This window comes from Nonomuraea sp. NPDC001636 (assembly GCF_040298265.1).
Lineage (GTDB): Bacteria > Actinomycetota > Actinomycetes > Streptosporangiales > Streptosporangiaceae > Nonomuraea.
The window spans coordinates 166,839-180,504 of record NZ_JBEOZT010000025.1; the positions used below are offsets into that span (position 1 = coordinate 166,839).

12 protein-coding genes and 1 rRNA gene are annotated in these 13,666 nt (G+C 69.1%); 10 read left to right on the top strand and 3 right to left on the bottom strand.

What is annotated here, in order from left to right:
• Window positions 1–265: 265 nt before the first annotated feature.
• A complete protein-coding gene (locus ABT158_RS37275; RefSeq protein WP_352361757.1) occupies window positions 266–1,582 on the bottom strand; it encodes a KamA family radical SAM protein in 1,317 nt (438 codons plus the stop codon).
• Window positions 1,583–1,757: 175 nt separating this feature from the next.
• Between ABT158_RS37275 and ABT158_RS37280 the strand changes: the two genes are divergently transcribed.
• From ABT158_RS37280 to ABT158_RS37300, 5 genes are all read left to right on the top strand, one after another.
• On the top strand, window positions 1,758–2,318 hold the full coding sequence (locus tag ABT158_RS37280; protein ID WP_352361759.1) for a DUF1707 SHOCT-like domain-containing protein: 561 nt from the start codon (window positions 1,758–1,760) through the stop codon (window positions 2,316–2,318).
• 155 nt (window positions 2,319–2,473) lie between these two features.
• Window positions 2,474–3,493 carry a phosphate acyltransferase PlsX gene (gene plsX, locus ABT158_RS37285; RefSeq protein WP_352361761.1) on the top strand — a complete coding sequence of 340 codons (1,020 nt, stop codon included), beginning with the start codon at window positions 2,474–2,476 and terminating at the stop codon, window positions 3,491–3,493.
• 41 nt (window positions 3,494–3,534) lie between these two features.
• A complete protein-coding gene (locus ABT158_RS37290; protein ID WP_352361763.1) occupies window positions 3,535–5,826 on the top strand; it encodes an HAD-IC family P-type ATPase in 2,292 nt (763 codons plus the stop codon).
• The gene (gene argS, locus ABT158_RS37295; RefSeq protein WP_352361765.1) at window positions 5,823–7,550 is read left to right on the top strand and encodes an arginine--tRNA ligase; all 1,728 of its coding nucleotides are present in this window, start codon (window positions 5,823–5,825) and stop codon (window positions 7,548–7,550) included. Before ABT158_RS37290 ends, argS begins: the two co-directional genes overlap by 4 nt.
• A 162-nt stretch (window positions 7,551–7,712) precedes the next feature.
• A complete protein-coding gene (locus ABT158_RS37300; RefSeq protein WP_352361767.1) occupies window positions 7,713–9,005 on the top strand; it encodes a hypothetical protein in 1,293 nt (430 codons plus the stop codon).
• 6 nt (window positions 9,006–9,011) lie between these two features.
• On the opposite strand, the gene ABT158_RS37305 is transcribed toward ABT158_RS37300, so the two are convergent.
• A complete protein-coding gene (locus ABT158_RS37305) occupies window positions 9,012–9,395 on the bottom strand; it encodes a cell division protein SepF (RefSeq protein ID WP_352320833.1) in 384 nt (127 codons plus the stop codon).
• 170 nt (window positions 9,396–9,565) lie between these two features.
• On the opposite strand from ABT158_RS37305, the gene ABT158_RS37310 reads away from it, so the two are divergent.
• The 5 genes from ABT158_RS37310 to ABT158_RS37330 all read left to right on the top strand — a co-directional run bounded on the left by ABT158_RS37310 (window position 9,566) and on the right by ABT158_RS37330 (window position 12,921).
• Window positions 9,566–10,336: a PhzF family phenazine biosynthesis protein gene (locus ABT158_RS37310; RefSeq protein WP_352361769.1), complete on the top strand. Its 771-nt coding sequence runs from the start codon at window positions 9,566–9,568 to the stop codon at window positions 10,334–10,336.
• Between the two features lie 98 nt (window positions 10,337–10,434).
• Window positions 10,435–10,869, top strand: coding sequence for an Hsp20/alpha crystallin family protein (locus ABT158_RS37315; protein WP_352361771.1), 435 nt, complete (start codon window positions 10,435–10,437; stop codon window positions 10,867–10,869).
• A gap of 56 nt (window positions 10,870–10,925) precedes the next feature.
• Window positions 10,926–11,237 carry a MerR family transcriptional regulator gene (locus tag ABT158_RS37320; RefSeq protein WP_352361773.1) on the top strand — a complete coding sequence of 104 codons (312 nt, stop codon included), beginning with the start codon at window positions 10,926–10,928 and terminating at the stop codon, window positions 11,235–11,237.
• 488 nt (window positions 11,238–11,725) lie between these two features.
• Window positions 11,726–12,181, top strand: a complete 456-nt coding sequence (locus ABT158_RS37325; protein ID WP_352361775.1) for a hypothetical protein — start codon at window positions 11,726–11,728, stop codon at window positions 12,179–12,181.
• Between the two features lie 455 nt (window positions 12,182–12,636).
• Window positions 12,637–12,921, top strand: coding sequence for a hypothetical protein (locus ABT158_RS37330; protein ID WP_352361777.1), 285 nt, complete (start codon window positions 12,637–12,639; stop codon window positions 12,919–12,921).
• A 677-nt stretch (window positions 12,922–13,598) separates the two neighbouring features.
• On the opposite strand, the gene rrf is transcribed toward ABT158_RS37330, so the two are convergent.
• Window positions 13,599–13,666 (bottom strand): 5S ribosomal RNA (rrf, locus tag ABT158_RS51355); the annotation flags it as partial.

Sequence of the window (13,666 nt, forward strand, 5' to 3'; positions counted from 1 at the left end):
ATCACTGACGGTGATCGCCCGCAGGCGGCCGGAAAGCCCATGTAGCAGGGTTTGCAGCCCGGTTACCGAGTAAAGGGGGAGCGTTGAGCGGAGAGACAAAACGGGAAATACCCCGGTTTTGATTTCGATTCCGCGCGGACCCGAACGCCATCGGGACCGCGCCGCCGACGTGCGCCCGCACGGCCCGCGAACAAGTGGTCGCATTAACAAATGTCACGGGCCGGGGGCGCACAATTCAGGGACGGTGGCGCGAGAACGCGACCACTCAGATGGGCAGCAAGGCGTCGGCCGGCTCGAACGGAAAACGCTCGGCGAACGCCGGCCGCAGATCCGTCAGCCAGACCGCCGACGGGTCGTACCGGGCGAAGAACGGCCGCCCGACCAGCTCGGGGTCGCGGGCCTGGATGAGGTGGAGCACGAAGACGCGCTCACCGGCGATCTCGGTCACACCGTCCACACACACCTTGCCCGGCGTGGCCGACATGGACGGCCCCCGGACCGTACGGCAGAGCCCGGAGACGGTCGAGTAGGCGTCCCTGAAGATCTCGTACGCGCGGGCCAGCGGGACCGCGAAGTAGTCCTGCGGCCCGGTGTCGCGCTCGACGAACATGTAATAGGGAATCAGCCCCATCCGCAGCTGCCGCCGCCACATCGACGACCACACGGCGGGATCGTCGTTGATGGACCTGATCAGCGGCGCCTGGGTCCTGATCGTGGCCCCGCTGCCGAGGATGCGTTCGACCGCCGACTCCACCAGCGGCGACTCCAGCTCCCGCGGATGCGAGAAGTGGGCCATGAACGCCAGGTTCTTGCCGGCCTTCACCACCTCCTGGAACAGGCCGAGCGTGGCGTCGGCGTCGGGATCGGTGGTGAAGCGCTGCGGCCAGTAGGCCAGCGCCTTGGTGCCGATGCGGATGGATTCGAGCTGGTCGAGGCCGAGCAGCGGCTCGATGTAGCGCCGGATGACCGGCTCACCCATGATCATGGCGTCGCCGCCGGTGATCAGGACGCTGGTGACCTCGGGGTGGTGGCGGATGTAGGACACCATGCGGTCGATGTCGTCGGAGGCGAACTTCAGGTCCGCGTCCCCGATGAACTGCGCCCACCGGAAGCAGTAGGTGCAGTAGGCATGGCAGGTCTGTCCCTGTTTAGGGAAGATGAGCACTGTCTCTGGATATTTGTGCTGCATGCCGGGCACCGGCTCGTCGTCCATCCTCGGGACGTTGAGCTCCTTCTGCCCGGCGGGATGCGGGTTGAGCTGCGCGCGTACGCGGTTGGCCTCGGCCTGGATCTCGCTGTTGGGCGCCTCGGCCTTGAGCAGATCGGCCAGCCTGGCCACGTCCGCGGCCGGAAGCATGTCCTCCTGCGGGAAGACGAGGCGGTAGATGGGATCGTCGGGCGCCGCCGACCAATCTATGAGTTCGTCCACGACGTAGGCGTTCGTCCGGAAGGGCAGCACCGTGGCCACGGCGCGGACCCTCAGCCGCTCCTCGTCGTTCAGCCCCGCCCGTCGCAGGAGCTCGTCGAGGTGCTTGGACGTGTACGCCTTGAAGCGTCGGGTACCTGCCTGGTTCAAGATCACTAGGCCTTTCCCATCTTTTTTGTTCGATCGCGTGTAAACCTCACGACCCAGTCGCGCGTCTACGGTTCTTAATATCCGGACGCGACGCGCCGCGTCCCCGGTTCCACTGGGCTCCAAGTTTCCTTGCAGGTTTGACACTCGCGACATATCGCGATTCGACATACACTGATTCATCGTGACCGAGGATCTCGACCTGCGCGCCTCCGACGCCGACCGCGACCGCGTCGCAGCCCTGCTGGGCGACGCGCTCGCCACCGGAAGACTCACCAGCGTCGAGCACGCCGACCGTCTGGAGATCGCCTACACGGCGAAGACGATCGGCGAGCTCGTCCCCCTCACCCGGGACCTGCCCCAGGTGTCCGCCCCGTCCGCCCTGCCCGAGGCCATCGAGCACCAGGTGATCAGCTCGAAGTTCAGCAAGATCGTGCGCAAGGGGCGCTGGGTCGCCTCCCGGCGCACCAAGCTGTCGGCCCGCTTCGGCGCCCTCGTCATCGACCTGTCCGACGCCGTGCTCCCCGGCCGGGAGATCACCATCGAGACCGACGCGAAGTTCAGCAAGATGATCGTCCGGGTGCCGGAGAACGCCCACGTGATCGACGAGGGCAGCTCGATCTTCGGCAAGCGGAACGTGAGCGGCGGCTCGGCGGGCGACGGCCCGCTGATCCGGGTCACCGGCTCGTCGAAGTTCTCCAAGGTCGTCGTGACCCGCGGCCTCGACGACTGGAACCTCCACTGACGGGCCCCCGCGACTGGAAGCGCCGCGCCGGGGAAGCAGGGACGTCCACCCGCCGGTCGACCTGACGTCCGGCCTGCCTACGATGCGGACATACACGAGCCCGCGTACCGGCCCGGCCGGGCGACGGCGGGCTCGTCTGTCCCACGAGGTGACCATTGTCCGACAGCAGGCCCGTCGCGCTCGACGCCATGGGCGGCGACCACGCTCCCCACGAGATCGTGGCCGGCGCGGTCCACGCCGTACGGGAGCGCAAGCTGCCCATCGTGCTCGTCGGCTCACCCCGCATCCTGTACGAGGCGCTGGCCGACCACGACGCCACCAAAGAGGTCCCCATCGTCCGGGCGGAAGAGGCCCTGGCCATGGACGAAGGCGCCCTGGCCAGCCTGCGCCGCCCGCGCTCCAGCATCGCCATCGCCTGCCACCTCGTCCGCCGCGGCGACGCCTCGGCCGTGGTGTCGGCCGGCTCGACCGCGGGCATCGTCGCCACCGGCAGGCTCCGGCTCAAGGCCCAGCAGGGCGTCCTGCGACCGGCCATCGCCGTGGCGCTCCCGACGCTCCCCACCCCCACCCTCCTGGTGGACGCCGGCGCCAACGCCGAGGTCAAACCGGAGATGCTGCTGCAGTTCGCCCACCTCGGCGCGGCCTACGCCGAGCTGGCCTACGACATCCCCGAGCCCCGGATCGGCCTGCTCACCATCGGCAGCGAGGCGGAGAAGGGCAACAAGCTCGTCAAACGCGCCCACGAACTGCTGCAGTCCTCCCCCGGCATCCGCTTCACCGGCAACGTCGAGGGCCACGACCTGCTCACCGGCAAGGTCGACGTCGTCACCACGGACGGCTTCACCGGCAACGTCGCGCTCAAGACCATGGAAGGCGCGGTCCGGTACGCCTTCGGCGAGCTGGCCGAGACCATCGGCGAGAGCCGGATCGCCAAGTTCGGCGCGCTCATGCAACGCGGCCGCCTGCGCGAGCTGCGCAGACGCCTCGACGCCGAGGCCCACGGCGGCGCCGTCCTGCTCGGGCTGAACGGGACGGTGGTGATCGCCCACGGCTCCTCCAGGGCGCCCGCGATCAGCGCCGCCTGCCAGGTCGCCGCCGACCTCTCCGCGGGCGGCATCGTCGCCAGGATCGGCGACCGGATAGCCGCCACGCATCGCTCACACAGACTCTGGTGACGCCGTAGTGTGTGAGACCGATCCACAGGAACGGGGGAAATGTGGACGGCCTCACCTCAGCACAGGTCGCGGGGGCGAAGACCAACGAGGTGCCGCGGCGGTCGAGCAGATCGCTCAGCGCGATCATCAGGGCGAACGTGTTCACCCTGTTCAACCTGGTCATCGGCGTGCTCTGGGCGCTGATCCTGGTCTTCGGCGAGTGGCAGGACGGCCTGTTCGGCCTGGTGATCGTGGCCAACGCGCTGATCGGCATCGTCCAGGAGCTGCGCGCCAAGCGCACCCTCGACAAGCTCGCCGTGATCAACGAGGCTCCGGTCCGCGTCCGCCGCGACGGCCGTGAGCAGCAGGTCGAGCCGCACCGGGTCGTCCTCGGCGACCTGGTCCTGCTCGGCTCCGGCGACCGCCTGCTGGTCGACGGCGAGGTCGTCGGCTCCGACGGCCTGGAGGTCGACGAGTCGCTGCTGACCGGCGAGGCCGACCCGGTGCACAAGAAACCCGGCGACCAGGTGTTGTCGGGCAGCTTCGCGGTCGCCGGCGCCGGCGCGTACGTCGCCACCCGCGTCGGCACCGACGCCTACGCCGTGCGGCTGGCGGAGGAGGCCAGCAAGTTCCACCTCGCCCACTCCGAGCTGCGCGAGGGCGTGGCGAACTTCATCAAGTACATCACCTGGCTGGTCGTGCCGATCGGCGCCCTGCTGATCTACAGCCAGCTGCACAACTCCGCCGACTTCTCCACCGCCATCACCGGCGCGGTCGCCGGCATCGTCACCATGATCCCCGAGGGCCTGGTGCTGATGACCTCGATCGCGTTCGCCGTCGGCGTCATCCGCCTCGGCCGGCGCAAGTGCCTGGTCCAGGAGCTGCCCGCGATCGAGGGGCTGGCCAGGGTCGACGTGCTCTGCCTGGACAAGACCGGCACCCTCACCGCCGCCGGCATGGACCTCGACCAGGTGCTCCCGCTGCGCGACGGCCAGCCGGTCGAGCCCGCGCTGGCCGCCCTGGCCCACCTCGACGCCCGTCCCAACGCCACCGCCCAGGCCATCAGGGCCCGCTACCCCGCCCCCGCCGACGGCTGGTCGGCGGCCTCGTCCGTGCCCTTCTCCTCGGCCCGCAAGTGGAGCGGCGCCGACTTCGGCGGGCACGGCGCCTGGCTGCTGGGCGCCCCCGACGTGCTGCTGCACGACGGCGACGGCTACGACCAGGCCGCCGAGCTGGCCGCCACCGGCACCCGCGTGCTCGTCCTGTGCCGCACGCCCGACCTGCGGGCCGCCCAGGACGGCGGGCCCGTCGAGCCCGTCGCGCTGGTCACCCTCAGGCAGCGGATCAGGCCCGACGCGCTCAAGACCCTCGGCTACTTCGCCAAGCAGGGCGTCACGGTCAAGGTCATCTCCGGCGACAACCCGGAGGCGGTCTCCGCCATCGCCATGAGCCTGAAGATCCCCGGCGGCGACCGTTCCATCGACGCCAGGACGCTCCCCCAGGACGACCCCGACAAGCTCGGCGAGCTGCTCGACTCCCACACCGTGTTCGGCCGGGTCAGCCCGCAGCAGAAGCGGCAGTTCGTCGGCGCGCTGCAGGCCCGCGGGCACACCGTGGCCATGACCGGCGACGGCGTCAACGACGTCCTCGCGCTCAAGGACGCCGACCTCGGCATCGCCATGGGCGCGGGCAGCCCGGCCACCAAGGCGGTGGCCCAGGTGGTGCTGCTGGACGACAAGTTCGCCACGCTGCCGCACGTCGTCGGCGAGGGCCGCCGGGTGCTGGCCAACATCGAACGCGTCGCCAACCTCTTCCTCACCAAGACCTTCTACGCGATCGTGTTGTCGCTGGCCGTCGGCGTGGCCGGGGTGATGTTCCCGTTCGCGCCCCGCCACTCCACCCTCACCAACGCGCTGACCATCGGCATCCCGGCGTTCTTCCTGGCGCTCGCGCCCACGGTCGAACGGGCGCGGCCGGGGTTCGTCCGGCGGGTGCTGCGCTTCGCCGTGCCGGCGGGGGTGCTGTGCGCGGTCGCGGTGCTGCTGTCGTTCTGGGCCGCGCACAGCGGCACCTCCACCCTGACCGAGGACCAGACGTCCGCGGTGATCACGCTCTTCCTCACCACGTGGTGGGTGCTCGTGCTGATCACCAGGCCGCTCAACTGGTGGCGGATCACGCTGCTGGCGTCCATGGCGGGGCTCTTCGCGCTCGCCCTGTCGCTGCCGCCTGTCAGGCGCTTCTTCGCGCTCGCGCCCGGCGACCTCAGCAACGACCTGACGGCCGTCGGCATCTCCGTGGTGGCCGCTGCGGCGATCAGCATCGCGGTCAAGGTCGCCGGTACCCTTAGAACATGACCGACCCGCAGATAGTGCTCACCGAGCGCGTCCAGCAGGCGCTGGCCAACGCGTTCGGCGCCGAGCACGCCGACGCAGACCCGCTGATCCGGCCCTCCCAGTTCGCCGACTTCCAGGCGAACGTCGCGATGAGCCTGGCCAAGCGCCTGCGACGGTCCCCGCGGGAGGTCGCCGAGGCGATCAAGGCCGAGCTGTCCGACTTCCCCGGCACGGTCGAGGTCAGCGGCCCCGGCTTCCTCAACATCACGCTCGCCGACTCCTGGATCGAGTCCCAGGCCGCGGGCATGCGCGACGACCAGCGCCTCGGCGTCGGCACCAGCACGCCCGCGCAGACCATCGTGATCGACTACTCCGCGCCCAACGCGGCCAAGGAGATGCACGTCGGCCACCTGCGCACCACCATCGTCGGCGACTCCCTGGCCCGCCTGCACGAACACCTCGGCAACAAGGTGATCAAGCAGAACCACCTCGGCGACTGGGGCACCCCGTTCGGCATGCTCATCGAGCACCTGCTCGACATCGGCGAGCCGGCCGCGGTCGCCCAGCTCGAAGCGGGCATGGGCACCGAGTTCTACCAGGCGGCGCGGGCCAAGTTCGACGCCGACGAGGGCTTCAAGCAGCGCGCCCGGGTCCGGGTCACCACCCTCCAGTCGGGCGACCCGGCCACCATGCGCCTGTGGCACGTCTTCATGGACGCCACCGTCCGCTACTTCAACAAGGTCTACTCCCTGCTCGGCGTCACGCTGACCGACGCCGACCTGGCCGGCGAGAGCATGTACAACCCCATGCTGGAGAAGACCTGCGCCGACCTTGAGTCGTCGGGCGTCGCCGTCCACAGCGAGGGCGCGCTCTGCCTGTTCCCGCCCGGCTTCACCGGCTCCGACGACAAGCCCCTGCCGCTCATCATCAGGAAGAGCGACGGCGGCTACGGCTACGCCTCCACCGACATGGCGGCGATCCGCTACCGCGTCCACGACCTGAAGGCCGACCGCATCCTCTACGTGGTGGGCGCCGACCAGGCGCTGCACTTCCGCATGGTCTTCGCCTCCGCGCAGATGGCCGGCTGGCTGCCCGACACCGTCTCGGCCGAGCACGTCCAGATCGGCATGATGCTCGGCAAGGACGGCCGCCGCTTCAAGACCAGGTCGGGCGAGTCCATCAAGCTGATGGACCTGCTCCAGGAGGGCGTCGACCGGGCCTCGGCGGCCATCGCCGAACGCGGCTACGACGAGGCCACCCGCAACGAGATCGCCCTGGCCGTCGGCATGGGCGCGGTGAAGTACGCCGACCTGTCGGTCAGCCACGACAGCGAATACGTCTTCGACTACGACCGCATGCTGGGCTTCACCGGCAACACCGGCCCCTACATGCAGTACGCCACCGCCCGCATCCGGTCCATCTTCCGCAAGGCGGACATGGAGCCGGCGGCCGCCACGTCCGCGATCCTGCTGGCCGAGCCCGCCGAGCGCGCCCTGGCCCTGCACCTGCTCGGCTTCGGCACGCTCATCGAAGAGGTCACCGCCCGCTCCGAGCCCCACCGGCTGTGCAACTTCCTCTTCGAGACGTCGAGCCTGTTCAGCACGTTCTACGAGCAGTGCCCGGTGCTGCGGTCCGACGTCGAGCCCGAGACCCGCGCCTCGCGGCTGGCCCTGTGCGCGCTGACCCTGCGCGTGCTCGAAACCGGCCTCGACCTTCTGGGCGTCCCCGTCCCCGACCGCATGTAACAGGCAGTTGGCTCAAAGTCTCCCGTTCCGTCATGGGCGCGCCTCCACCGGGTTGGCGCGCCCTAACGGCTAGGCTTTACGCGGTCATGAACTGAGGCCGAAATGGGGGAGTTCTCTGCCTTGAGCACGGACCTGACTGCGAGCCCCCAAGCAGCGACGGAGTTGCAACGCTACGCCGAGGCGCTGCTGGCGCACCTCGCCGCCAATGGCACCGCTCCTCCCGCTGCTCCGGGCTTTCGCGACATACCCGGCCACTGGCTGCCCCCTGCCGTCGAAGCGCTGGTCGCCATCCTCGCCGGCGACGACCCGCTCGAACCGCTGAGCAGGGCCGCCGGCCGTGACCAGCAGCAGACCGCGCTCTTCCTGTGCCTGGCCCTGGCGGTGTCCGGGCAGGGCAGCCGCATCCACGCCTCCTGGCTCGGCACGGCCTTCGGCGAGCTGTCACTCGACCGTCCCGTCACCCACGGCCAGCGCTCGCTCTGGCTGGCCGCCGCCCGCGGCGCCTACGGCCCGGCCGGCAAGATCTTCGTGCTGCGCAAGCTCGACGCGCTGGCCGTGCAGGAGCACGCCGACGTCGAGGAGTGGGTGCAGGCGCTGGTGCCCGGCGAGCCCGCGGTCGTCGTGCCGCCGTCGCTGGCCGACTTCCCGGAGATGGCCGAAATCCCCGACCTGGCCCGTCCGGCGGTCGCGGCCGCCCGCCTGTCCAGGCTGCGCGGCCGCTGCGCCGAGATCACCTCGGCCCGGCAGGCCGACCACGACTCCGCCGCCCCGCTCAGCAACAGCTCGGCCAGCCCGGCCGCGTCCTGGGCCGAGGACGAGCCGCTGGCGGTCCTGCGCACCCAGATCGGGCAGGGCGGCCCGGCCGGCCCGATGGCCTCGCTGATCTCCCACCTGCTCGACGACCTGCGTCCCGGCGCCGACCCGCACCTGGCCGCCATCGCCCTGCACGTCGCCGCGCCCATCCTGCGCGGCCTGGCCGAGGAGCTCGAAGCCGACAGCCGGCTGACGCCGCCGGCCACGCTGACCGTCCCGCTGCTCGGCCACCGCATCCACCTGCGCCCCGAAGGCCCCGACGAGACCTCGATCGCCACGGCGGAGCACGCCATCCTCACCGAGGGCGTCGTGCCGCGCGGTCGGCCGTGGGCCGCGTTCGTGCTGATCGTGGCGGGTGTCGCGTGCCTGGCCGGAGCGGCGTTCAGCGCCTCGCTCCTGCTGGCCGCCGCCGGGGTGGCCATGCTCGGGCTGGGCGGCTGGCAGCTCTGGCAGCGCCACAAGACGATCGTCGCCGACGCCCGTTACGTGGCCGGCCAGGTCAACGAGCTGAAGGAGCTGGCCGAGGGCGCCGTCTGGGCCCTGCACGCCTACGCCAGAGAAGCGGACGCCCGCGCGAAACAGGCCGCTGACGATGCAGCCGAGCTCACCCGGCTGATTCGTCGCGGCCCGCGCGCTGCTTAGACCCGATCAGGTCGTCTCGATCTCCACGTGTGCCGGCGCGAGCAGGAACACGCGATCGGCGATGCGCTCGATCCGCCCCTCACAACCGAACGCGAGCCCGGCGGCGAAGTCGACCATCCTCGTCGCCTCAGGCATCGCCATGCCCGTGACGTCCATGATCACCGTCTGCCCGTCACGGAAGTGCTGACCGATCAACGGTGCGTCGTTGTACTTGAGCGGCTGGACCATCACGATTCGCGACGCGTCGACGTTCGCGCGCCACCGCCGGGCGGCCCGCTCCGTCGCCGGAACGTACTCGTCCTCGTAGTGCTCGTCGTCGTCATAGCCGTCGTCGTAGTGATCGACCCCGCTCAGGCCAAGGTAGTTCACCACCTTGCGCACTGCCCCCATCGGCTTGTCCTTTCCTCAGGAACTCACCGTAATCGGCACGTCCCTACACATTGGACGGTAACCGACGATTCCGCATTCGCCACGCGACACGCCCAGCCCTAATTCCATTTTGTACGGCTTGCAACCCGCTTGCATCTGGATATCCGTCCCCCCCGTATAGCATCGGCCACATGCGCCTGTTCACTGTAGACGCCTTCACCGACACAGCTTTCAAGGGTAATCCCGCAGGTGTCTGCCTGCTGGACTCTCCGGTTACTGATGGGTGGATGCAGAGCGTAGCCGCCGAGATCAACCTCTCCGAGACCGCCTTCCTGCTCGGCGATTCCCTACGGTGGTTCACCCCTGTGGTAGAGGTCACTCTCTGCGGTCATGCCACGCTGGCGACCGCTCACGTTCTGTATTCGACCGGCGCCGCGACCGGCCCCGTCGAATTCCGCACGGCCAGCGGAACGCTAACCGTGAATCGCGCCGCCGGAGACCTCATCACGATGGATTTCCCGGCCAAGGAGGTGACACCCGTCACGGTTCCCGACGGCCTGGAGAAAGCGCTCGGAGCCACCCCGGTGCGGGTCGGGAAAAGCGACCTGGACCTGCTGGTCGAGGTCGATTCAGAGGAGACGGTACGCGCCCTGCGCCCCGACATCCCGGCCCTGTCGGCAGTGGAGGCGCGCGGCGTCATCGTCACCGCCCGCGGCACCGGCACTGATTTCGTCTCACGATTCTTCGCTCCCCAAGTGGGCGTCGCCGAGGATCCGGTGACGGGCTCGGCCCATTGCGCCCTGTCGCCGTACTGGTCCGCGCGCCTCGGCCGCACGGCTCTGACCGGTGCACAGCTCTCCGCCAGAGGCGGCCTGGTCCACACCCGCCTCGACGGCGACCGCGTCCACCTCGCCGGCCATGCCGTGACGATCCTCACCGGCACACTCCTCACGCCCGGGTAAAAACTTCCTTACCCTCCTTGCTTCCCTCCACTCGGCTGTCTAACCTACAAATCGAGTTGGAGGTTAGCTACCACGACAGAAGCAGGAGGTTCGGAACCATGCTGCTGACTTCGATCGACCCGTTCTTCCAGGAGTTCGAGCGCCAGTTCAACCGGCTGGCCCGCCAGACCTTCGACAACGGCGGCGCCGCCACGATGCCGATGGACGGCCTGCGCCGCGACGACGACGTGGTCCTGCGCTTCGACCTGCCCGGCATCGACCCGGACTCCATCGAGGTGACCGTCGACCGGGGCGTCCTCACCGTCAGCGCCCGCCGCGAGGAAGAGATCGCCGAGAACGAACGCCTGTTCGTCCGCGAGCGCCCGATGGGCACGTTCACCAGGCGCGTCTACCTGTCGGAGCACCTCGACAGCGACCGCATCGACGCCGGCTACGCCAACGGCGTGCTCACCGTGCGCATCCCGGTCCTCGAACGCGCCAAACCGCGCAAGGTGGAGATCCGGCGCAACGACACGAAGGCCATCCGGGCCTGACCCGGCACCGGGGGCGGGGCATCCCGGCCCCGCCCCCGAAACCCGAGGAGGCCACGATGCCCGAGCTGCCCTTCGACGACGAGCACGCCCCGCTCTACTCCCTGGGCCAGGTCGCCGACATGCTCCAGGTCCGCCAGGCCTACCTCCGCCGCCTGGACGAACACGACGTCATCAGCCCGAGCCGCTCGTCCGGCGGCCAACGCCGCTACTCCCGCAGCGACATCCTGATCGTCCAGCACGTGACCGACCTCGCCGACCAGGGCATGACCCTGATCGCCATCCGCCGCATCCTGGAACTCGAACGCGAACTCGCCGACGTCCGCCGGCAACTCAAAGAAGCCCGCACCCGCCTCGGCGACCCCACCTAACAGGCGCCCCCCTGGGCGAGACGCGCTCCCTGCCCTCTCCCCAACAAGACCAGCGGCCCCTCGGGGAGATCGCGACGACGAGCACCAGCCCTCCAGAGCTTTCCCCAGACCACCGGCGCCGAGATGCCCGCTCTCCGCCATCCCACCGCCTGCCGCATCACCGCAGGTATCCACGAACCCCGATCCCCGCCCACCGATCCCCGGCTACCGGCTACCGGCTACCGGCTACCGGCTACCGGCTACCGGCTACCGGCTACCGGCTCAAGCATTGCCCCCGATCCCCGCCACCGAGTCGCCCCAGCCACCACAAACGCCGCCCCGACCTGTCGGCCATAGGATGCGCCCTTACCGCACCACCGCCAGACCCCGACAGGACTCGCCCGCCATGAACCCCCACCACGAACACCTGCGCACCCGGTTCCGAACCGCTCCGCTCCACCCCCCCGCCCCCACCCTGGCGCCCCCTGCCGCCAGTAGCGGTCGGAGGCTTGACCGGCGTCGGCTTCGCCGTGCACCCCGAATCGGGCGAAGACCTCGTCCTCGTGACCTCTCACCAGGGCCGCAGCGTCCTCAACTGCGTCACCGGCCAACGCACAGCACGCGACCCCGACCCAGAACCAGCCTGGCCAGACGAGCACACCCTCACCTGCCAAGGCATAGGACCTCTGACAGGCACCCCCATCAAGATCTCCGGCCTCCTGGGCGGCGGGCTGCACACGACCACCACGAACGGATGGTCCATCGATGTCGTCACCCCCGACTGGCCCATCGAAAGCGTCCTACTTTCCAGCGGCGGTGACCCCTACCGCGACGAACCCGGATCAACCTGGTGGCACATCCACCGCGAAGAGATCTGCGAACTCCGCACAGCCGGCTTCTCCCCCACAGGCCGCACCCTGGCCATCGCCTCCAGCTGCACACTGACCCTCTTCGCCCACCCCTGACATCCAGCCCAACTGCCCCGACACCAGAACGGCCAAATCGCAGAGCCCTACTGAGCTTCTGCGGTTACCGGGACTTCGCGATGGCCGGAACTAGGTGCTGTCAGCGGAGCCCTGCTCATGCCTGGGATTTGTCTCCGTCGGCCACGACATCAGTGCTGTCGCCGGCCTGTCGGATGTCCTCACTCAACTGTCCGGTCTGGTGGCGTAGCTGTGTACTCCAGGGGTCCGGCCTGTATTGGCAGGGGACCTGGGCTGGTGTCAGCGCGATGTGGGTCTGCTTCTATGGCGCAACTCCCGCGGCTGACTACGGGCCTTTGCGGCTACCAGGAGACGGGCTCGTAGGGGCGCGCAGCCCCCTGACAGCGCCTCCTACCCCGGACAGTGACGGCGTACTCTCCGGCATGCAGAGCTGAGTACGGACAAGCGTGCAGAGGAGCGTGTCCCATAATCGCCTGGTGAGCTGGGTGGCGAATGTCATGGTGTCGATTGATGCGGTGGATCGGCCCAACGTTGAGGCGTTGAGCAACTGGTTGCGGGTCGAGGCTCCGCGGCGGAACCGGCCAGGAATGGGATGTGGCTTCCTGACCGAGACGACCGGCCAGGACTCGCACTGGGGTGGCTGGAAGTTCCCCGAATGCAGCGTGTGGGCCGGGGCGCTCAATCACGCCGATCTGCCCGCGGTTCTTGATCGTGTCCGAAGCATCGCCTGGGATGCCCGCACGCCGTCCAGGTGTTCTTGATGGATCAGGAGGAGTCGTTCTTTCGCGTGTGGATGCTGCGGAACGGGATGTTGCAGCAGTATGCACCCACACGCCCTGGCGAGGAGGATGAGGGCTTCTTCACTTGCGATTCCGGATGATTCTGACCATTTGCGTCGAGGTGGGCATGGGCTCGATCACAGCTGACGGCGGCACGCCTGCGACGGTGAAGCTCAACAGGTCCTGGCCCACCTACGCAACGCCGACACCTGAAGTCTGTCCGCGGTCGCGGGATGCCACCGCTCTGCGCAGGCGGGTAGATGTCGACATTCAGCGCAGATGTAGGGCCGTCCCAAGGACGGGCACAGAGGAGCATCGCCCCAGGCGCCGGATACGAACCCTAAGTCTCCGAAATGGGCCAGCTCGGACTGACCACAGGCGGAACTGACTGGAATCCACCGAAAGCGGTACCCGCCCCTTGCAACAGCGCACCCCCGAGCCGGACCACCGGCCCACGGGTCCACCGTGCCTCGGGTCCACCAGGCCCTCCACGAACCGGTCCCCCGAGCCAGCGCCGCGCGCCACCCCCAGCACCCGCGACAACACCCTGGAAAAAGAGAAAGGCCCCGGAAACGCAGAAAGGGCCCCGACCGAAGCCGAAGCCCTCCCCGAACGCGAAGAAGCCCCACACAAACCGTGTGGGGCCTCTTCGAAAGATTGTCCGGCGGTGACCTACTCTCCCACACCCTCCCGAGTGCAGTACCATCGGCGCAGAGAAGCTTAACTT